Source organism: Acinetobacter genomosp. 33YU (assembly GCF_001990725.1).
Classification (GTDB): domain Bacteria; phylum Pseudomonadota; class Gammaproteobacteria; order Pseudomonadales; family Moraxellaceae; genus Acinetobacter; species Acinetobacter seifertii.
On the sequence record NZ_LFZQ01000005.1, the window covers coordinates 123,647 to 143,240 of the forward strand.

A 19,594-nucleotide genomic window follows, 5' to 3' on the forward strand; every position below is an offset into this window, starting at 1 on the left:
TCCTCTGGAAACAGAGGAAAGATATCTTTTAATTCTTTAGATAGGATATAGAAAATGTTTATCGCAAAAAATATATTTGTATATTTACTATCAATGTTGGCTTTATGCTTAATGATTATTCTTTTTAACTATCTAGGAATGAATGAAACCTTAAACCTACTCATTTCTTCGGCTCTGTTTGGAATATTTATTACGTGGTATTACAAAGGTAGCGGTCTATGTATTGCTCTATTTAGTTTTTTCTATTGGGCAATGTTTGTGATTAGTCAAAGTTTAGAAGTGATATGGATGCTCGCGACTTCGGTTATTGTTTATCTCGTAATGACGAAACTAGTACCTAAGCTCAAGAACATTCATATCGGTATCGCATCTAATAGTTAAAATGGGTTTACTCCCCGATTGACCATTCCAACTTTCTTATCTGTATTAACCTTAGTTTGCTCTGCAACTAACAATTCATTTAAAAAGTTTTTAAGATTTTGTTGATCTAGCGAAATTGGGTTAAAGGTATTTTCTCCCATCTTAAGAAAGAAAGCCTCAATATTTGTATTACGTTGTACATATTTCATTGACCAACGTTGAAAAGCGTTTTGGTCGATGGAATATGTGCATAACCATTTAACATTGTAGTGTCTTTCATCTTTTTGGATCTTTTCAAATAATTGCTCTACCACCTCTTGTTCGCCTTCTAAACATTGAAAAAATGCATTATCGGCATAATAAAGTACCCCACAAATCTCGTTTAGATCATTGAAATCACGAGCTTCAGTCAGGATATCACGCAAATCTTGTAGCAAATCTTCATTTTTTTCGTTTCGTTGGCTGGCATAACACAGTCGAACGTTCATAAGACTTCCGTGAAATATAAAATTTCATTACTAATTGAATTTTTAAATTAACACACCTTTCTTAGAATTACTTTATATTTCTTTCTTATAAAAATCATAACTTTAGGTATTTTTATAAAAAGCCCAAATTTCGTTCAAACTCCCAAGACTAAAAAATGTATTAAATCCCTAGTACTAGATTTTTTGTTTTTCGTGCTAAATATAGAGTACGGTTGTTGAGTTGTTTGAACATTACAAGTCGCAGTTTAGTTATTTTTTAATAAAAAAAAACCACATCGGGTGATGTGGCAAAAGATGTAACGCAATGAACACTAAAACAATCGGTGTAACAGAGGATATATATTAAGAATAAAAAACAATTATTAAAATAAACTTAATAAAATTACCATAATTAAAGATTTTCTAAAAAATTTGATAAACCTTGAGGTGCTCTGCCTTCTAAGCGACTGCTGGTTGTTACACGCACTAAATTACTCCAAGTAATATTGCAGCAATGTCTGGTCAGTTTTTCGATAAATAGATTATCTGTGATCACATATGTGACACCAAAGTAGGAACTGTCGATCATCTAGAAAGTAAAAACCAGTTAAAACTTACTCGTGATGAAAATGATTAACATCATCTTATTTCTACTTCTTGGATTGGTAAGGTAAAAAGCTCCTTTTTCATTAAGGAGCTTTTTATTTATAGCATTAAAATTTTATTTAATATTTTTATAAATTACTCTGATTTATAGCAACCGAGCTAGTTACTTTACGCTTTCGGGTCACAACCAATCCGCAAACCACTACAGCCAAAGTCACACCTAAAGATAAAGTTGTTTCATAACTATATGCTGGTGATAAGAACATATAAGCGAGCACACTTAAAATAATGATAATCACAAACCAAGTCAGCCATGGAAATAACCACATTTTAAATGGAACTTCCGCTCCAACTGCCTCTAGCTTATGTCTTAAACGTAACTGTGAGAACGCAATAACCAAGTACACCAGCAACGCAATTGACCCTGTACTTGAGAGCAATAAGCTAAATACTTTTCCTGGAAATACATAGTTAATAACACAGCACACTAAACCAATAAATGTTGAGGAAAACACCGCAATTGCCGGTACACCCGCATAATTCACTTTAGTGACTGCCTGCGGTGCTTCATTGCGTGTTCCTAAGCGGAATAACATACGAGAAGATGTATAAATTGCCGCATTCATACAGCTTGCTACGGCGATAAACACAACCGTATCAATGATAAGTTTAGTACCCGGTACGTTTAAGCTCATTAAAACGTATTGGAATGTCCCGTACTTCTGTAAGTCCGGTGAACGCCAATCGACAAGTGAAACGGCAATAAACATTGAGACCACAAAGAAAAGAATAATACGGTACAGCACCAAATTGGTGGCACGTCTAATTTTCTGTTTAGGGTTGGATGACTCTGCTGCGGCAATCGAGACAATTTCTACCCCAAAAAATGAAAACGCCGTAATTAAGATGGCAGATAAAATACCTCCCATACCGTGCGGCATAAAACCAGCATTGTTATATAAATTGGCAACACCGCTAACATTTTTAGCTAAAGGCCAAACACCTGAAATTGCCAAAATACCAATAATAATGAAGCCAATAATGGCAACGACTTTGACTAATGAAAACCAGAACTCAAACTCGCCAAAACTTTTGGTACTAAAAAAGTTGGCTAAGCTTAAGAACACAATAAAGCAAAATGCATAAATAGAAACTGAAACACCCGGAAACCACGAATGTAAAATTTCAGCCCCTGCGATGGCTTCTACCGGAATCGCAAGCACCCAAAACCACCAATATAACCAACCAATCGTAAACCCTGCCCACGGGCCAATTGCTTTACGGGCATAGGTAGAAAATGAACCAGTGTCTGGCTCTAAAACGGCCATTTCACCTAACATTCGCATTACCAGAAATACCATAATGCTGGTAATCAGGTATGCAAGAATGACTGCAGGGCCTGCTTTGGCAATTGCCGAAGATGAACCGACAAATAAACCTGCACCAATAACACCGCCAATACTAATCATCGTGATATGGCGATTTGAAAGTCCTTCGCCTAATTTTTTTGTTGTATCATTATTCATATTTCATTCCTTAAAAATATATCCATAAAAACAATCTATTACATGTCAAAATCCTACAGTTATGAAAAAAGGGAAAACTGCTGTTTTCCCTGATAGTAAAAATTAATTTAAAGTTGGCATTGAGAACTGTTTTGCTTCACGGACTTGAGTCGATGGCCAACGTTGTGTAATGGTTTTACGGCGTGTGTAGAAACGGACACCATCTGGACCATACGCATGTAAATCACCAAACAACGAACGTTTCCAGCCACCAAAGCTGTGGTAAGCCACAGGTACTGGTAAAGGTACATTAATACCCACCATACCCACTTGAATGTGACTGCTAAAATAGCGTGCTGCCTCACCATCACGGGTATAGATACAAGTACCGTTGCCATATTCGTGGTCATTAATCAGCTGCATCGCTTCTTGCATGCTATTCACACGCATAACTTGCAACACAGGACCAAAAATCTCTTGCTGGTAACTGGTCATGTTTGGTGTGACTTGGTCAATTAAAGTTGGCCCAACAAAGAAACCTTTTTCATAGCCTGCCGGTTTTGCATCGCGCCCATCTACCACAATCTTTGCGCCTTGCTGCTCTGCACTTTGAATATAAGCCTGCACTTTGTCTTTGTGCGCTTGTGTAATGAGCGGACCAAAGTCATTGCTTGCATCTGCATAGTTACCGAACTTTAATTTTTTCATTTCCTGAGTCAGCTTATCAATTACGACATCGGCAACTTCATCGCCGATAGCAACCGCAACCGAAAGTGCCATACAGCGCTCGCCCGAAGAACCAAAAGCAGCACCTAACAATGAAGTCACCACGTTATCAATATCGGCATCCGGCATAATAATCGCGTGGTTTTTTGCACCGCCTAATGCTTGGCAACGTTTACCTGTTGAAGTTGCTGTGCGGTAAATATATTCAGCAATTGGTGTTGAACCTACAAAGCTGACTGCCTGAATACGTGGATGATGTAATAAGGCATCTACCGCCTCTTTGTCACCATTCACCACGTTAAATACGCCGTCAGGTAAACCCGCTTGTTTTAATAGTTCTGCAAGGTATAAAACCACAGAAGGCGCTTTTTCAGAAGGTTTTAAAATAAAGCAGTTACCACAAACCAGTGCCATTGGGAACATCCATAAAGCCACCATGGCTGGGAAGTTAAATGGCGTAATGCCAGCCACAACACCTAACGGTTGGAACTCGCTCCATGAATCGATATCTGGACCGACATTTTTTGAAAACTCCCCTTTTAAAAGCTCTGGTGCGCCGCAAGCATATTCAACATTTTCAATACCGCGTTGTAATTCACCTTGAGCATCATGAGAAATTTTACCGTGCTCTTGCCCAATCAAAGCGCAAATTTTTTCGGCATTTTGTTCTAATAATTGTTTGAACTTGAACATGACACGCGCACGTTTAATAACTGGTGTATCACGCCATGCAGGAAATGCTTGTTCGGCTGCCTGAACTGCTTCATTTACCGTTTGCACATCTGCAATTTCGACTTCTTTACTAATTTCACCCGTTGCAGGATTGTAAACTGGCTGTTTTCTTGCCGTTTTAGATACAATTCTTCCTTGAATGAAATGCCCTAGCACTTTTTTGGCTTGTTCACTATGCGTACTATTTTCAGTTGAAACTTCTTCATAGCTAAAATCTTCTAGGCCATTTGTCATTGTTGTTACTCCTTACTACAATTAGTTTTCAGATCAAACTGTATTTTTCATTTAGTTCTTAAAAAGCATCTATTCCTGTTATAGAAGCCCATGAAATGTCTCTAAGCCTTACTTCACTTGATAAAGCGCATCACCCACGGCATTCATTAAGCGGTCCATATCTGCTTCTGTACTGTTAAACATTGGACCGAACTGAAGCGTGTCGCCTCCAAAGCGAACATAGAATCCTTCCTTCCAGAGTTTCATACCAAGCTCAAAGCCTCGAATGGTGGCATCGCCATCACGCGGAGCTAACTGCAACGCACCAATCAAGCCACAGTTGCGAATATCTAAAATGTGCGGTGCGCCTTTTAAACCATGCAGCATTTTTTCAAAACTTGGAGCCAACGCCGCCGATTGAGCTAACAAGTTTTTCTTTTCTAAAACTTCAAGCGCAGCTAAAGCGGCAGCGCAAGCAACTGGATGTGCCGAATAGGTATAGCCGTGAGTAAATTCAATGGCATGCTCTGGTAAATCTTGCTGCATAAAGGCAGAGTAAATTTCATGGCTTGCCACCACGCCACCTAAAGGAATAGCACCATTGGTGACTTGTTTAGCAAAGTTCAAAATATCTGGTGTGACCCCAAAATACTCTGCCCCCGTCCACGTTCCTAAACGGCCAAACCCTGTAATCACCTCATCAAAAATTAACAAGATGTCATGCTGATCACAGATCTCTCTTAAACGCTGTAAATAACCCGTTGGCGGCACAATACAACCTGCCGAACCAGAAATAGGCTCTACAATGACGGCTGCAATATTTGAAGCATCGTGTAGCTCAATTAACTTAAGCATTTCATTGGCAAGTTCTATCCCACCTGTTTCTGCACAGCCTTTGGTAAAAGTTAAATTTGGCTGCAAAGTATGCGGTAAATGGTCTACATCCATAAGCTGCCCAAACATTTTACGGTTGCCGCCAATCCCACCTAGACTTGTTCCCGCAACGTTTACCCCATGGTAGCCACGGGCACGACCAATCAATTTGGTTTTGCTTGGTTTACCTTTAATACGCCAATACGCACGTGCCATTTTTATAGACGTATCTGCCGACTCTGAACCTGAGTTGGTAAAGAAAACGTGTTGTAGTTTTTCAGGCATATGCTGAACAATTTTATCTGCCAGCTTAAAAGACAACGGATGACCAAACTGAAAAGCTGGTGAATAGTCTAGCTGACCTAACTGAGCACTTACCGCTTGTTGAATTTCAGGCAAAGTATGCCCAGCACCACACGTCCATAAGCCCGAAAGTGAGTCATAAATTTCACGGCCTGAATCATCAATCAAGTATGACCCTTTTGCACCGACAATCATGCGCGGGTCTTTAGCAAAGTTTCGATTTGCAGAGAAAGGCATCCAGTGTGCCTGATAATTTATATGCATATTATTATTAGGTTGAACAGCATCCAAAGTATGCTCTGAGTCGCTAAATTTATCCGTATCAAACATAACCATTCCTGTTTATTTTCAAATTATGGTTTGAGTGTACATAGCGACATAAGTTTGATAAATTCAAATTATCTTGAGTTTAGATTTAAAAAAACAAAACTAAATGAAACCTAAAAAATTAAATCAAGTTACTGATTTTGATATAAAACTTCTCAAAATATTTAAAACGGTTTGCGACTGTCACAGCTTTACATCTGCCGAAAGTATTTTAGGTATTAGCCGCTCTGCAATTAGTTTGCATATGAGTGATTTAGAAAATCGTTTGGGCATTCGACTATGTCAGCGAGGCCGTGCTGGATTTGCCCTCACCGATGAAGGACGGGAAATTTTAGAATATATTGAAGTGCTCACAGCAGCGATTGAAGACTTCCGCTCTAAAGTCAACCAAATGCATAACCGCCTTAAGGGTGAGTTTAATATCGGGATTATTAACAACCTTGTGACTATGCCTAAAGGCTATATCACCAACACCTTGACTCAACTTGCCGAAGAGCATGCCGAAGTTATTATTAATATTAGTATGAGCACCTTGTCAGATATTGAGTGCCGTGTGCTCGATAACCGTTTGCATGCAGGCGTTATTCCCCTTGTAACGCCTTTGTCTGGTTTAGATTATTTCGACTTATATAGTGAAAGTTCATTTTTATACTGCGGCAAAAACCATCCTTTATTTAACCAATGTAGTAATATTAATTTAAATGAATTAAAAAAATGGCAAGCTATTCTTCCTAATTATGCCATTACCTCGGAAGCAGCAAAGTTGCATCAGCTTTTAGATTGTAAAGCGACAGCAAGTGACCGTGAAGGTATTGCCTTTCTGATTTTAACTGGCAAATTTTTAGGTTTTTTACCCGACCATTATGCAAAAAAATGGGTTGAAGACGGTGTGATGCAACCTGTTTTAAAAGACAAAATGCACTACACTACCCCTATATGCTTAATTACTCATAAGGGTAAGAACCACAATAATATTTTAAAAACATTTGTAGATATGCTTGAGAAAAGAATCAGCAGTAGTTAAAAATATTTATATATAGATGTAAGAATATAGATTATTTATAAATAACAAGCCTTTTTATTTATAAAAACTTCACAATAAAAATTTACAAAATTAAAGCTCCCTAGGGGCTTTTTAGGTAAAAATGACTATGCAGTATATTTAAATATATTTAATATTTAACAAATACAACTTAACAGTCTGTTTTTAATAAATAAAAAATATATAATCACGCCCGCAAAGTAAACATAAATACTTAAGGTTTATTCATGAAAAAAATTTCAACTTTAGCAGTTTCTATTTCATTTATTATGTTAACGGGGTGCGGTGGAGGTAGTTCAAGCTCTAATAATACTGAAAATGTATCATCACAAGCTCAGGAACAATCTACTCAAAATGTATCATCGCAAGCTCAAGGGCAATCTACTCAAAATGTAAATAGTCTAAAGTGTGATAGAGGTATTCTCTTAAATTCTACGCTTTCAACCAATACAATTTTTGATGAAACGCTATATTCTTTAAATTATAGATTTAAGGAAATTTCTTCAGGAAATCCTCCAACTTCAATTCCACAACTTTATGCATATGAAATTAAAAGAAATGATCAAATGTTATATGCTTATCCAAAAGCACTTTACAATATAACTGCTGATGAAATTGAAAGTAGTTTGGCTGAAGATATCGTCCAAAGTTATGACCTTAACTCTTTCGGTCTTTTCACTAAAAAGACCTATCAAAAGCAAAATAATGGTTGGCCTTTAGGTTATGTCGTTGCATCCCAAGGCTCACAAATTACGACTGCTCAATTTAATGATAGTTGTAGTTTAAATTCAGATAATGTGAGTTACGACTACGAAAAAATTGATGTTTCAGGTAAAAAAATATCTGACATTTTCCCATCAAATATTTTAACAAGTCGACCAGAAAATATAGACTACTTATATATGAGTAATCGCTTTGCTGGAACACTTAAAAATAATCAAACAGCTTTTACGAGCTTATTGAATAGTAATGCGACTTTCCCAAGTGGTTCTTTTGTTTATGTACCGAAGTCTGTTATTTATAACAATACCGAATTTTATTTCTTTGATAGCTCACTCACTAGTTTCAAAACCGTAGCTGAATGGCAACAAGCTCTTTATCCAAAGGCCAACTATAAATTTGATACTGTTGCTGGCTACAATGTGACTTACTCTGTAGACAGTGCAGGAAACGAAATTTATTCGGGTGGTAAAGACCCTGCTATTGAAATGAATGGCAAAATTTACGATGGTGAATGGCAAGTTAAAGGTAATGTTGTTTCTGAAACATACGGTGAACCAGCAATTATGTCGACCACTAACTATGAAACAAAAGGAAAATTTGCTTTATACAATAAAGCGAGTTATGACTTTCTTGTTGCCCAAATCCAAACTTACTATAAGTAAAATTTAAAACCTGTATATCCCAAAGTACCTTGCCCATGTACTTTGGGATATTTATCTAAACCACACCAAGCCTTAGTAAAAAGTAATCCAGTATCTTCTCTGTTTCAGCCACATTGCAGTTATCTAACAATTGAATAATCGTGCCTTCAATCACATATAAAAAGAGTCTGGCCTCATTAAATGTTGCATCGGTTTTTAACTGTCTGAGATGGCTATAAATTTCATTGATAAGCCACATTCTATATCTCACTGCGGTCTGAAAAGCATTTGGATAGCTAATTTTTGTTTCAAAAATGGCCTTAAATAATATGTAATATGGCCCTTCTATATCGCTATGTAAAAAGTACAGCTTCTTAAGTTTATCTAGTGTACTTGTAGCGTGGTCATATTCGACCATTTCAATCACTTGTTCTTGAAGACGTTCTTTTTGCACGATTAAACAGATTTCAATGAAGCGCTGTTTAGAGTGAAAATAGTTATAAAACGTCATTTTTGTGACTTCGGTTTCCCTCACAATTTTGTCAACGCCAACAGTGTGAAACCCACCGTGATGGAAAAGATGAATCCCTTTTTTTACAACATTTAAAGCACGTGGTGGGAATGTTAAATTTGGCATAGTTTTACCGTTATAAAATAAATTTTTGTTGTATATAAATGAGTTAAAAAAATCTGTGCCCTTTCTGGGAGAAAAAAAGGCACAGCAAAACCCATAAAGACTGTGCTTGGCACATCTCGAGTTTTATAGTTGCTAAGTTTTTAGTCGTGACGATTTAAAGCCTGATTAGCCTAGTGGCGATCAAACTTGTTAAAAAACTAAGTTGTGTTGTTATAGCTTTTGGCAAAGGCTGCCAAGAAATAATGAATGTGCAAAGCCGACTCCTTTTTATTGGGAGTTCTGCCAGACATTAAAATTATGGTGGCAGAACGAAGGGGGTTCGCAGACTGGTCAAACGAGGCCAGCACACCCAAAGGTGTCCCCCTCCGTTCCACCATAGAGGGGGCACGAGGGTGTACACACTAAAAGAAGAATCTTTTAATGCTCGTTTGATTCGGTCTGCGACAACCGACTGGCGATGTAGGCCAGCACGCAAAGAATAATAGTCACTCTATTTATCGTCAAGCACAAAAAGTGACAACTGTTTTAAAATAAAACAGACAAAGTATTTGATAAATCAGTGGGTTTTAAGATGAACTACAAAATCTATGGGTAAAATCAGATGTTGTTATTTCTATAGATTTTTTAAAAATAAGTGAGTTCAGCAATAAAAGATTGCGCTAAGTTATGTAGTAGTTCATGAGAATAAATTAAAAACTAAGCCTCGTACTCTCAGTTGGCTTGAGGCTTGGTAAATTCATCTCAATAGCACCTGTTTAAAGATGCTACACAAAATAATTAATGGTTCTTTTTAGAGAATTTATGACCTTTAGGAAGTGGAGCATCACATGGTTGATCCGTCTTTACATCGACCATTTTCACTGGCCCATCATTGTAGACCGTTACTTTACAGCCTTTTACAACATATTCCTGTTCAATACCACCGTACCTTTCATCATCAGAAACAGGAGCTACAGAAGTTACACCATAACAAGCTCCATCAGCACCACATTCAACCTCTACTCCACTAACTTCAGCTCCACCCGCTTCTGCCACTTCTGCTCCAGCAGCTTCCATTGCATCAACCTCTTCAACCTGTGCCTTTGCTGCATATGTATTTGAAAGACTCATCATTAGAAAAACTGCAAGAAAGAACTTACTACTGCGATTTATTGAATTCATGTTTTATCCATATCTATTGATTTGAAATTGGTGCATTCTGGGAAGGAAATCTTCAACTTCCCCATTTTTCAAAAATATTAAAAAATTTTAGAAGTCATACAATGTCATATAATTAGATTAATTTGGCAGCATTTTTTAAGCTATCTTAAATTTGATAGATAACTTCATACTGACCAGTTAACTCTTCTCTTAAGAGATCGAATAATTCACTTCCTAATAGTTTGAACTCCCTTTCATCCTGAATCGATTTAAAGGCAGAATTAATAGGATCATCTAAACATAAAGTTTCATCATACATATCAGACCATAACATAAGCTTATCTATTAGTATTTCTGATATTGGTAAATCTTTTGGATTTAAATTAGCTACTAAGCCAAATTCATCATATTCCCATAAAGGATAGCATTGATAATCTGGCATTAATTTAATTAATTTTTTCACATAATTTTCTCTAATCACATAAAAGACCTATCTAGTATTGATAGTTTTTTATAAATTAAAATTTTGCTATTTATAAAAATTCTAATAAACAACAAAATCATCAGGATGTGTATCTAAATCAAGCAATCTTTTTGATTCCTTTAAATAGATATCCAATATTTCCTTTGAAATATAAACTTTTAACCTTGAGTCATAATTATAAGAAAGCATAGCAATTGCTATAGCATTTAAAAATAAAAAAAATTCTTTATCTGCTACTCCTTCACTTTTGCTCAATATCTTTAAGCACAACATTACGTTCTTATTTCTTAAATTCAAATAATCAGTTAAACAGTCAAAAAAAGCATCAGCGCTATTACCACCAAAATAATATTTATTGCCGGGAAATATAGGATTATCATATGGATAATTCTTATAAACATGCTGACCGATATATTCAGTAATATCACCAATAAAATTTAATGATCTGTCAATTATAACTTCTATAATCGGTGTATTTATCTCTTGATCTTCTGCGCAAAAATAAGTGTACAACTTTAGTTCACTCATTTTATTTTCTCCAAGTATGTCTAATTCAATAAAAAGCCTATCAATATTAGATAGGCTTTTTAAAGGATTTTTTAAATTTTTCCATGGACTTAGGTCATAAATCTTTCAACCAATCTGGCTCTTCAACTTCAGCTACATGGCTATATTCTCTATTTTCAACTACTGGAAGCCATCCACTTCCTGATTCGAACATAGACAAGTTTTCAATAATATATAAATCTTTCTCAAGCTTAGATAAAGTAATTAATCCATATTTATAATGAAGATATTCCCCACCAGCACCTGCGGATACTCTTAAATCAATTTCTTTATACTTCCAACCTGTTACAAAACCTGTAACCTGAGGATAAGCGACTAAAAAATCGATTTCAAATTTTTCAGCAATCTTACATAAACACGGTATTTGTGATGTTTTAAGCATATTTTCTGTATGAAGATCATCTTCAAATTTAGCATGAACTTCTAACACTATTTATAACTCCTAGGTATTACAGCTTCACCAGTAAATGCCTTTTTAAAGCTTTCTATAGGAATATAACATATAAAAACTTTCATTATTTATGTAATTTACAACTTCAAAAGAAATAAGATTGCATTTAAATATATTATATATTTATTTTATTTAATTATATAGATAAAATTTAATAAATCACAAAATCTTCAGGTTCTGAGTTTAAATCAAGTAATCTTTTTGATTCCTTTAAATAGATATCTAATATTTCCTTTGAAACGAACACCCTTAATTTTGATTCACAATTATAATTCACCATATTGCTAAATAGAATATATAAAAATATATAAATATCATTATCAGAAATGCCTTCTCCTTTGCTTACTATTTCAATTCTCAGTGAATCACTATTAATTAACTGATGTAAAAATTCAGTTAAACAATCTGAAAAACCATCTGGACTTGCACCAAAATAAGATGTATTTTCAGGTAAAATAGTATTTATATAACGGTATTGATTATATATTTCCTTACCAAAATAGGAATAAATTTCATAAATATTTTTTAGTGTGCTATCAACTTTCAAAACTAACTCATTACTACATTCATATTCTTCAGTACCCAAAAGGCTATATAATTTTATCCTACTCAATTTCCACTCCACTTTAAAAAATTTTATTATGCTAATAGTTATCTAACCTATAAATGGGCTATCTATTCAGTATGATGAACCGATTCAATTTACAAACTCAGCTAGATAAATTTATTGAAGTATCGCGTAATAATACATCCAATAAATCCTCAACCTCATCTTTAGATAACTCAAATTCTTCGCCCATATCCATTGCGGCTAAAATCATAAGTTTTTCAGATGAAAAAGTTGATAATTGCAAAGCATATTCATTATAAATTTCCATAGCTTTAACAGATATTTGTACTGGATCATAATTCTGAAATACAAAATCTTTCAATTTAGATAGTTCATTCTTTAAATCGTAACTCAATTTATGTAAATTCCTTCTTTTTAGCTATGCATCAAAAAAAATGCAAACTCTCATTTCTAAAAAATTGCATAAGTACATATCCAAATTGTGAGCCAATGATATTTATTTATGAAACACTAGTAAAATATTTAAGGTACTAAAATGCAAAACGTTCTAAAGCTTGCAACGTAGAGCTTACTGTTCCTTTCGGTAAAACAACTTCAAAGTAGCTTTTTTCATAATCAAAAGTATAAAATAATCTTTCACTTTCTTTATTAAAACCTAGAACCATACCAAAGCCGAATTGAAATAGTTCGCCAGTATCTAACCATACTAGATCCTTATTATCAATTGAAGAAAAATCTATTTTTTCAATTATTATATCACCTATATCACTATCAAGCGCTTTAATATCTTCAATATTACTGATTAAAACATGAAAAAGAGAGTTTAATGTAATATTTATTCCCTTTGCTGGATAACACGTATCATTTATCCAAAAATTAAACATTCCAAGATTTAAATCATTTTTTAATGGATAAACAACATCCCACTGTATAAAAAAATCATCACTATATTTAACTATCATTTCAATTTACAACCTATTATTCACAACTTTCCAATTTACTATTCAGTAGAGATTTGAGAATCCATATATACCTTCTAATTAAAAGCTGCATGCTCAATTTTACAAACTATCTTTTCTAGTTCATTTTTCTTAATAAAGTACTCATTTATTTCATACTGTTTTAAATATTTTAGAGAGAAATATGTATTAGCTATTTTATAAGAAATTAATCTTACCTCGCCTTTATATCCAATACAAAATAAATCATATCTATCTTCCCCAAACAAACTACTTTCTAAATTAGCACTATAAATAAATTCATTATAATCATAATCGACCCACTCTTTATCCATATACTCAGCTTCACTCTCTGCCATAAAGTTCAAATATCGAATTGATAGCATTTCTTTAAAACACTCCTTTACGTCCATAAAGAAGTATTTTTCGGAATCAATGACATTACAAAGAGCTCCCACCTTTACTGACTCTTTTTGCGTATATAACATTTGAGTAGTCTCCGAACTATATTTATTCCCTTTTATATAAAACCCACAAAAACAATCATAATCTTGCATGCTTTCAATATATAAAATCGGCTCAATAAATAAAGCAAAGGTATCCTTATTTCCAAAAATCATTATTTCTCATCTAATTCCATTAATTTATGTAAATAATCTATAAATTAATAAATGCTTGTACACTTCTCATAGACTAAGCGAACTGCTTGTCCTAGTCCTTCGTCCGTTGCATCACATGGAAGAATAATTTCATCAGCTTTACTTAAGCCTGTGAAACTATAATCTAGCCCATCTTGATGAGAGGGAGAAATAGTATAATTTTCATTAAACTCCACACCTACTTTTCTCATATTTTTAAACAGTGTTTTTTTTGATTTATATCCAAATCCAGCTATTAATTTCTCAGTCCTTTCTTTCATAAATATATCTAATTCGGGAGAAAATAAAAAATCTTTGACACTTTCTGGTGGAATCTTTCTCCCTGCATCTAATGCTATTTTAATTGACTTTCCTAAAGTCGAATTATCAATATCGAATTTCAAAACTAAAGGAATAAAATTTATATTAAATACAGACATTCCACCATAATTCCATGAAATAATTTCAATATATTTGTCATTAAAGTATATTGCTGCTCGTTTCATATCATTTAACCTTTGTTACCTTGATTTTGATACCCTTTTCTATTTGTATATTCAATTGATTTTGTAAGAGTATCTTTATAAAATGTTTCGTCAAATTTGTGGACAACCCCAGACTTGTCCACATCTCTCGAGAATAGTAACCAAAGTAATCTATAAATTAATAAATACTTGTGCACTTTTCATAAGCTAGGCGAACTGCTTGCCCTAGTTCTTCATCCGTTGCATCATTTGGAAGAATAATTTCATCATCTTTACTTAAGCCTGTGAAACTATAATCTAGTCCATCTTGATGTGATGGTGAAATTTTATAGGTATCATTGATATATGTTATGCCAACATTTCTCATATGTTTGAATAATGCTTTTTTTGATTTGTAACCGAACTCTGCCATTAATTTTTTATCTCTTTCCGTCATTAGGCTGTCTAATTCCGGAGAAAATAAAATATTCTTAACATTCTCAGGAGGAATATTTTTCCCTGCATTTAAAGCAATTTGAATAGACTCACCCAAAATTTTATTTTTAACATTTGTTGATAGTTTGATTGGTTCAAAATCTAAATTTAAAAGCCAACATCCACCATCATTCCACGATGTCACTTCAATATATTGAGAATTAAAATATACATTTACATGTTTCATCTTATTTCACCTTAGTAACTTTAATTGTAATGCCTTTCGTATTAGCGTAATCAATTGACTTCTGGATTGCATTTCTTTTGATTTAATATTTTATTTTCTACCTTAAATTTATCTTTTCTTCCATCACTAACAAAATTATCTATCTAATCACTGAATATACTTGTTAAAAATTAAGTAGCATTAAAAAGTCTGCAGATACATTAAAAGTCAACCTAATATACATTATAAAAATTTCTCCAAAATAATTCTGACTGTAAACCCTCATTGCTGCCACAATTGTTTAAGATATGTCCGCTAAGGTTAAATAATCAAAAAGGTAAATTTTTTCAAAAATTACCTATTCATAGCTTAAATTCGTGTTATATTATTAAAATTTATATAAACTATTAATTTACACTCTCTAGGAAGCATCACGTTTGATTATTAATGCTAAAGCTGATACTAGTTTCAACTTTAAATAGTGCAACTCCCTTTATATCTCTATAAGTTTGCTATTATTGTACATAAAAAATGACATTTCCTTTAAAATAAATCAGTCAAAGCATTTGATAAATAAATGGTTTTTAAGCCAATTAACATGAATTATCCTATAAAAATAGGAGGCCAATCCCTCCTATTTTTTACGCATTTATTTACAGGTAAATATTGCTTGCCCTGAATAACGTTCGCCTTTTGCAGAAAGCTGATTTGTATAGCTTGCGATAAGTAGAACTTCTTTATTTAAACCTTGGCCCACTTGCACAAGAAATTGGCCATTTGAATTTATACTTGACGTAGGATCAATCGTTGTTGCGCCAGTAATAATGCCTGAATTTGTAGCAAAGTCAGCTTTTTGGCCTGGACTATACGTTGCAGTGTTTGTACTTCTGCCATTGGTTGTTGTAATACTGATTTTAAAACTAGCTTTTCCATCAGCTAAAAGTTCAAACTCTGCTGTACCAGCAGTAGAGGTTGCTAAATTTGGTAAAGTCGATGATGAACCGTCGCCCCAATTTGTAAGATAAGGTTTAGTAAATGCGCTAACCTCACAGGTCTTTTTACCCACAGAAGTCGCGCCTTGGGTATATGCGTTATAAACAGCATATGTCCAATATAAGTTTTGCGATTTCTGTAAAACGTCTTGGCTTGAAAGCGTTCCATCAGACTTATATTGATTGGCCGTTCCGTATGACCAACGCCCTAACGCAAAATTTTGATTACCCGCAATATCTTTAACTGCTATTTTATCTCCAGTTAATTCATAGTTCTCAAACTTGGTATAGCTTCCATCGTTATTTTGTACTGCTCTATTTGCATCCATTTTACCTAATGTGAAACCATTAAAAGGTATTAGCATCATGCTTGCCGTTGCTGTCGGAACAAATGCTGCAGTCACAGTACCTGAGCTATTACTTCTGTCCGTTTGCTCTTGGCTATCTGAACCCGTATTAGGTGTTTGCGGCGCACTCCAAGTTCCACCATCACTACCAGAACCACCACAAGCAGTTAATGCCAATCCTATTGCAATAGAGATCAATGTTTTATTAACTAAAGTCATTTTGTTTTCCTTTATAGTTACTTTTGAAGTATATAAATCTAGATATTTTAAAGTTCCTCAAATAAGCATTCGCAACTGAGAAAATCAATCGAGTCCACCTATACTGAGTAGTATATTTTATGATATTAAAGAAATATATCGAAAATGATGACTGTTAAATATAAACCTTTCTCAAAACTAATTAGACTGCCCTACTTAGTTTTTATCTGTAGAAAACTTTATTTAGAATTTTCATCTCAATTTAAAAATCAGAATAAATAACGACAAAATTGCTCTTTCACGATAATTGATTCTAATGGTAGATGGACCTCATTAGGATAATTTTTAATTCCATCAATCAAGAAAAAGCCTAACTCTAGAGCATATTTTTTCCAGTTTTCCTCTAAATAGCAAAACTCCACGTACTCAAACCAATTTTCTATTATCATGACTAGATCATGTCTAAAATTAATAAAATCATTTAAGGCATTACTTTTATCAGTTATAAATCCTTTAAAATAATAAAAGTCAGCTTCATCATTAACGTATTTGGAAACCACCTCTTCTAACTCGTTCAGTACATTACTAAACATTTTATTCACTACTTATATATCCTCCAGTTAATAATCAATCATATACTCATAGGCATTAATAGATTATAAAATATGCCTATCTAAAAATTGATAGGCATATTTTATAAAGTAATATTTCCTTTATAACTCTTACTATTTTATGAAAAATCCAACTTCTTTGGCATTCCATCAAGTCTTTGAACAGAACCGTCTAAGGTACTTTCTAATGTAACTTCAATTTCATATTTATGAACGTAATAGTCAATAACTTTATATAGTTCCTCATAACTATAATCTTCTGAAACAGAAATAGACCATACTAATTTGCTAGGATCTCGACTACACACGATAGTATTATATTTAAATTTATTACCTTTCTTTCCTTTTAATATAGCAATATTATTTACATCTTCCCATTTAAGGTTTCTTTTTCTTAAAAACAATGTTCTATAATGCCCACCACTCCCATCAATATAAATAGGAAATATTGAGGACAGCCCTGAAAGCATCATAAAGAACCATCCAACTAAAACCACTAATAAAAAGATTGTTTCAAAATTAAAATCAATGATTATATCAGAAAAACCTGTTAGATAGATTTTTCTTAAAACAAAAAACAAACCTACAAAACCAATTACTGAAGCAATCAGCACACTAACCCTATCAGAATCTTTATGAACATAAGAAGGTGCCGAGTAATCTAAATCATCCATTCTTCTTTCCTTCTTTATTATTTTGCCTAAGATCAAGTTAAGGCTCCGCTATTTTCCTTGGCGGTTTTTATACTGGTCGTGGTATAAATAAATATTAGACCTCTTGCATAATTGTACAAAATAAAATCAAGTCGATGATAAAAGCCTTTGTTTTACAAATCCTAGACTGATCATTTTTTTGATTTATCCAAGAGGTATCTTGACCTACTAAGCCAATATATTTATATAATCCTTTTCATTGCATTCTAGCTAAATGTAGTTCAAATTATAAATCTTTACCTAACAAAGCTCAGGTGTTACCTATACATTTTTGGGAAGTATTCACTTATTTTCTCGTTATCAAATAATCTATCCACAGTAAAATCAACTGTATCAGAGACAGCTATTCCATGATGTAATTCTGTTGGGAAATCATTAATTGATGCATACACTGTTGGCATTAAATATCTAAAATAATCTCCTATCTTCGTTTCTCGATTATAACCCACAGGGTAGTCTTTGCCAGCATTATCGCCCTCAAGACTATGATAAATAAAAAAACCTTTTTTAGAAGGCATATTAATTTCATTTAAATCTTCAGAATCTTGCTTACTTTTCACCCAAAACTCAACATCTTGTCTAGGGTAATTTTCCCCATAGAGTAAAGATGAATACAAATCTAGTATGGTTTCTCCATTTTTTTCTGCAGGATAACTCGCATACTTCTCTGATTCTTGCCATTTATATTCATTAAGATCATCTAATAAATTTTCACAGTTAGGTATAACCAACAATGCTTCCGGTAGCCATCCCCAACAATTATTCACCATTACAGCTATTTTTCCATTTTTATCCATAGCAAACCATGTAAATATTTCACCAAAACCTGGTTCCCAATCACTTCTTGAAATATGCATTATTTTGTTCCTTTCGGCCATGTAACTTGACAATTACTACATGTTTCAATAATTATCTTATGCTTCCTGACGGTTGGCATCAAAATTCTTCGTTACGTCCATCTGTAAATTAATTTCACTTTGAACTCTATCTTTATCAAAATTGTTTTGCAGTGCTACAATATTCTCACGTGTGGTATCTGTGGTTACAAACGTCAATATCTCAGATTTAATTTGTCAGGCAGTTTTACCTGTTAATGCTTGCTGACCTCGTTCATCTTGAATTGTAATGTTTTGGGTTTAATATCACTTTTGGTCACACTATAGGATAACCTTGATTAATTAACTAAGCTCTTACTTTCGATTTGGATTATTAGCTTCAAATGCATCTTTCCCCATCAAATTCTTTTAGTTTTTCTAGAAAAATTTGCCAAGACTCTGGAACACCTTCAACTATATCTATATATAAATCCCAATCCTCTTTTAATATATTATACAGAACAGGATGCATTTGACGAATATCGTTATATAAGGCAGCCTTAAACTCACATAACTCACATGAATCATTACTAGTTATATCTATTTCATTTTCAAAAAAAACCCTCAGCCCAATATAATTTTCTATCATTGACAAGTAGTGATATTTTCCATCAGTAAAATATATAGAACCTACCATCCCTTTCAATCCAGAGTCTTTCTCAATAAATCTCATTTTACTTACTCCAAGCTGGTTTAAGGGTTGTTCTTCATATCATATGCTTTATATGTATACTGATTATATTGATATGGCAAACCACATATTTTAGT

At 33.6% G+C, this 19,594-nt stretch carries 23 protein-coding genes and 3 pseudogenes; 4 read left to right on the top strand and 22 right to left on the bottom strand.

What is annotated here, in order from left to right; genetic code table 11:
* The first annotated feature begins 54 nt into the window (after positions 1-54).
* Positions 55-381, top strand: a complete 327-nt coding sequence (locus AC056_RS19310; RefSeq protein ID WP_004700649.1) for a hypothetical protein — start codon at positions 55-57, stop codon at positions 379-381.
* Here AC056_RS19310 and AC056_RS05265 read toward each other — a convergent pair.
* Together AC056_RS05265 and AC056_RS19315 are read right to left on the bottom strand one after the other, a co-directional pair.
* Positions 378-848, bottom strand: coding sequence for an AnBLUF65 family BLUF photoreceptors (locus AC056_RS05265; protein WP_004700647.1), 471 nt, complete (start codon positions 846-848; stop codon positions 378-380). The genes AC056_RS19310 and AC056_RS05265 overlap by 4 nt on opposite strands.
* Before the next feature lie 391 nt (positions 849-1,239).
* Positions 1,240-1,374, bottom strand: a pseudogene (locus tag AC056_RS19315) (glycosyltransferase family 2 protein); the annotation flags it as partial.
* Between AC056_RS19315 and AC056_RS19805 the strand changes: the two are divergent.
* Positions 1,369-1,461: pseudogene (locus AC056_RS19805) on the top strand (DUF2171 domain-containing protein); the annotation flags it as partial. The pseudogenes AC056_RS19315 and AC056_RS19805 overlap by 6 nt on opposite strands.
* Before the next feature lie 100 nt (positions 1,462-1,561).
* Here AC056_RS19805 and AC056_RS05270 read toward each other — a convergent pair.
* The 3 genes from AC056_RS05270 to AC056_RS05280 form a co-directional block, all read right to left on the bottom strand.
* Positions 1,562-2,959 (bottom strand): amino acid permease, encoded by a 1,398-nt coding sequence (locus AC056_RS05270; protein ID WP_077162939.1) that lies wholly within the window; start codon positions 2,957-2,959, stop codon positions 1,562-1,564.
* Positions 2,960-3,061: 102 nt separating this feature from the next.
* A complete protein-coding gene (locus AC056_RS05275) occupies positions 3,062-4,630 on the bottom strand; it encodes a CoA-acylating methylmalonate-semialdehyde dehydrogenase (protein ID WP_077162940.1) in 1,569 nt (522 codons plus the stop codon).
* 108 nt (positions 4,631-4,738) lie between these two features.
* Positions 4,739-6,121 carry an aspartate aminotransferase family protein gene (locus AC056_RS05280; protein WP_077162941.1) on the bottom strand — a complete coding sequence of 461 codons (1,383 nt, stop codon included), beginning with the start codon at positions 6,119-6,121 and terminating at the stop codon, positions 4,739-4,741.
* A 97-nt stretch (positions 6,122-6,218) separates the two neighbouring features.
* Between AC056_RS05280 and AC056_RS05285 the strand changes: the two genes are divergently transcribed.
* Positions 6,219-7,136, top strand: coding sequence for a LysR family transcriptional regulator (locus tag AC056_RS05285; protein WP_077162942.1), 918 nt, complete (start codon positions 6,219-6,221; stop codon positions 7,134-7,136).
* A gap of 245 nt (positions 7,137-7,381) precedes the next feature.
* Positions 7,382-8,539, top strand: a complete 1,158-nt coding sequence (locus tag AC056_RS05290) for a hypothetical protein (protein ID WP_077162943.1) — start codon at positions 7,382-7,384, stop codon at positions 8,537-8,539.
* 55 nt (positions 8,540-8,594) lie between these two features.
* Here AC056_RS05290 and AC056_RS05295 read toward each other — a convergent pair whose 3' ends face one another.
* The 17 genes and pseudogenes from AC056_RS05295 to AC056_RS19550 all read right to left on the bottom strand — a co-directional run bounded on the left by AC056_RS05295 (position 8,595) and on the right by AC056_RS19550 (position 19,499).
* The gene (locus AC056_RS05295; RefSeq protein WP_077162944.1) at positions 8,595-9,155 is read right to left on the bottom strand and encodes a TetR/AcrR family transcriptional regulator; all 561 of its coding nucleotides are present in this window, start codon (positions 9,153-9,155) and stop codon (positions 8,595-8,597) included.
* A 777-nt stretch (positions 9,156-9,932) separates the two neighbouring features.
* Complete coding sequence (locus tag AC056_RS05305; protein WP_077162945.1) at positions 9,933-10,316, bottom strand: hypothetical protein; 384 nt, start codon at positions 10,314-10,316, stop codon at positions 9,933-9,935.
* A 145-nt stretch (positions 10,317-10,461) separates the two neighbouring features.
* Positions 10,462-10,758 carry a hypothetical protein gene (locus AC056_RS05310; protein WP_139344622.1) on the bottom strand — a complete coding sequence of 99 codons (297 nt, stop codon included), beginning with the start codon at positions 10,756-10,758 and terminating at the stop codon, positions 10,462-10,464.
* Between the two features lie 81 nt (positions 10,759-10,839).
* Entirely contained in the window at positions 10,840-11,307 is a 468-nt protein-coding gene (locus AC056_RS05315) for a hypothetical protein (protein WP_077162946.1), read from the bottom strand.
* Between the two features lie 94 nt (positions 11,308-11,401).
* Positions 11,402-11,776: a hypothetical protein gene (locus AC056_RS05320; protein ID WP_077162947.1), complete on the bottom strand. Its 375-nt coding sequence runs from the start codon at positions 11,774-11,776 to the stop codon at positions 11,402-11,404.
* A 172-nt stretch (positions 11,777-11,948) separates the two neighbouring features.
* Positions 11,949-12,410 carry a hypothetical protein gene (locus AC056_RS05325; RefSeq protein WP_077162948.1) on the bottom strand — a complete coding sequence of 154 codons (462 nt, stop codon included), beginning with the start codon at positions 12,408-12,410 and terminating at the stop codon, positions 11,949-11,951.
* A gap of 97 nt (positions 12,411-12,507) precedes the next feature.
* Positions 12,508-12,762, bottom strand: a complete 255-nt coding sequence (locus AC056_RS05330; protein ID WP_039255615.1) for a hypothetical protein — start codon at positions 12,760-12,762, stop codon at positions 12,508-12,510.
* Positions 12,763-12,898: 136 nt separating this feature from the next.
* Positions 12,899-13,330, bottom strand: coding sequence for an Imm42 family immunity protein (locus tag AC056_RS05335; RefSeq protein ID WP_039255616.1), 432 nt, complete (start codon positions 13,328-13,330; stop codon positions 12,899-12,901).
* A 74-nt stretch (positions 13,331-13,404) separates the two neighbouring features.
* Positions 13,405-13,947 carry an Imm42 family immunity protein gene (locus AC056_RS05340; protein ID WP_077162949.1) on the bottom strand — a complete coding sequence of 181 codons (543 nt, stop codon included), beginning with the start codon at positions 13,945-13,947 and terminating at the stop codon, positions 13,405-13,407.
* Between the two features lie 44 nt (positions 13,948-13,991).
* Entirely contained in the window at positions 13,992-14,471 is a 480-nt protein-coding gene (locus tag AC056_RS05345) for a contact-dependent growth inhibition system immunity protein (RefSeq protein WP_077162950.1), read from the bottom strand.
* Positions 14,472-14,628: 157 nt separating this feature from the next.
* The gene (locus tag AC056_RS05350; RefSeq protein WP_077162951.1) at positions 14,629-15,111 is read right to left on the bottom strand and encodes a contact-dependent growth inhibition system immunity protein; all 483 of its coding nucleotides are present in this window, start codon (positions 15,109-15,111) and stop codon (positions 14,629-14,631) included.
* Positions 15,112-15,739: 628 nt separating this feature from the next.
* On the bottom strand, positions 15,740-16,648 hold the full coding sequence (locus AC056_RS05355; protein ID WP_077162952.1) for a hypothetical protein: 909 nt from the start codon (positions 16,646-16,648) through the stop codon (positions 15,740-15,742).
* Between the two features lie 248 nt (positions 16,649-16,896).
* Entirely contained in the window at positions 16,897-17,220 is a 324-nt protein-coding gene (locus AC056_RS19810; protein WP_228144355.1) for a hypothetical protein, read from the bottom strand.
* Positions 17,221-17,357: 137 nt separating this feature from the next.
* Positions 17,358-17,912 (bottom strand): hypothetical protein, encoded by a 555-nt coding sequence (locus AC056_RS05365; protein ID WP_077162953.1) that lies wholly within the window; start codon positions 17,910-17,912, stop codon positions 17,358-17,360.
* A gap of 296 nt (positions 17,913-18,208) precedes the next feature.
* Positions 18,209-18,808 carry a hypothetical protein gene (locus tag AC056_RS05370; RefSeq protein ID WP_077162954.1) on the bottom strand — a complete coding sequence of 200 codons (600 nt, stop codon included), beginning with the start codon at positions 18,806-18,808 and terminating at the stop codon, positions 18,209-18,211.
* 60 nt (positions 18,809-18,868) lie between these two features.
* A pseudogene (locus tag AC056_RS20065) lies at positions 18,869-19,110 on the bottom strand (hypothetical protein); the annotation flags it as partial.
* 56 nt (positions 19,111-19,166) lie between these two features.
* A complete protein-coding gene (locus tag AC056_RS19550; RefSeq protein WP_167370368.1) occupies positions 19,167-19,499 on the bottom strand; it encodes a hypothetical protein in 333 nt (110 codons plus the stop codon).
* Positions 19,500-19,594: the final 95 nt, after the last annotated feature.

Excerpts from the sequence above, each read along its gene's own strand:
- AC056_RS19310 (WP_004700649.1), top strand. The coding sequence starts at position 55 with ATGTTTATCGCAAAAAATATATTTGTATATTTACTATCAATGTTGGCT.
- AC056_RS05265 (WP_004700647.1), bottom strand. The coding sequence starts at position 848 with ATGAACGTTCGACTGTGTTATGCCAGCCAACGAAACGAAAAAAATGAA.
- AC056_RS05270 (WP_077162939.1), bottom strand. The coding sequence starts at position 2,959 with ATGAATAATGATACAACAAAAAAATTAGGCGAAGGACTTTCAAATCGC.
- AC056_RS05275 (WP_077162940.1), bottom strand. The coding sequence starts at position 4,630 with ATGACAAATGGCCTAGAAGATTTTAGCTATGAAGAAGTTTCAACTGAA.
- AC056_RS05280 (WP_077162941.1), bottom strand. The coding sequence starts at position 6,121 with ATGGTTATGTTTGATACGGATAAATTTAGCGACTCAGAGCATACTTTG.
- AC056_RS05285 (WP_077162942.1), top strand. The coding sequence starts at position 6,219 with ATGAAACCTAAAAAATTAAATCAAGTTACTGATTTTGATATAAAACTT.
- AC056_RS05290 (WP_077162943.1), top strand. The coding sequence starts at position 7,382 with ATGAAAAAAATTTCAACTTTAGCAGTTTCTATTTCATTTATTATGTTA.
- AC056_RS05295 (WP_077162944.1), bottom strand. The coding sequence starts at position 9,155 with ATGCCAAATTTAACATTCCCACCACGTGCTTTAAATGTTGTAAAAAAA.
- AC056_RS05305 (WP_077162945.1), bottom strand. The coding sequence starts at position 10,316 with ATGAATTCAATAAATCGCAGTAGTAAGTTCTTTCTTGCAGTTTTTCTA.
- AC056_RS05315 (WP_077162946.1), bottom strand. The coding sequence starts at position 11,307 with ATGAGTGAACTAAAGTTGTACACTTATTTTTGCGCAGAAGATCAAGAG.
- AC056_RS05335 (WP_039255616.1), bottom strand. The coding sequence starts at position 13,330 with ATGATAGTTAAATATAGTGATGATTTTTTTATACAGTGGGATGTTGTT.
- AC056_RS05340 (WP_077162949.1), bottom strand. The coding sequence starts at position 13,947 with ATGATTTTTGGAAATAAGGATACCTTTGCTTTATTTATTGAGCCGATT.
- AC056_RS05345 (WP_077162950.1), bottom strand. The coding sequence starts at position 14,471 with ATGAAACGAGCAGCAATATACTTTAATGACAAATATATTGAAATTATT.
- AC056_RS05350 (WP_077162951.1), bottom strand. The coding sequence starts at position 15,111 with ATGAAACATGTAAATGTATATTTTAATTCTCAATATATTGAAGTGACA.
- AC056_RS05355 (WP_077162952.1), bottom strand. The coding sequence starts at position 16,648 with ATGACTTTAGTTAATAAAACATTGATCTCTATTGCAATAGGATTGGCA.
- AC056_RS19810 (WP_228144355.1), bottom strand. The coding sequence starts at position 17,220 with ATGTTTAGTAATGTACTGAACGAGTTAGAAGAGGTGGTTTCCAAATAC.
- AC056_RS05365 (WP_077162953.1), bottom strand. The coding sequence starts at position 17,912 with ATGGATGATTTAGATTACTCGGCACCTTCTTATGTTCATAAAGATTCT.
- AC056_RS05370 (WP_077162954.1), bottom strand. The coding sequence starts at position 18,808 with ATGCATATTTCAAGAAGTGATTGGGAACCAGGTTTTGGTGAAATATTT.
- AC056_RS19550 (WP_167370368.1), bottom strand. The coding sequence starts at position 19,499 with ATGAGATTTATTGAGAAAGACTCTGGATTGAAAGGGATGGTAGGTTCT.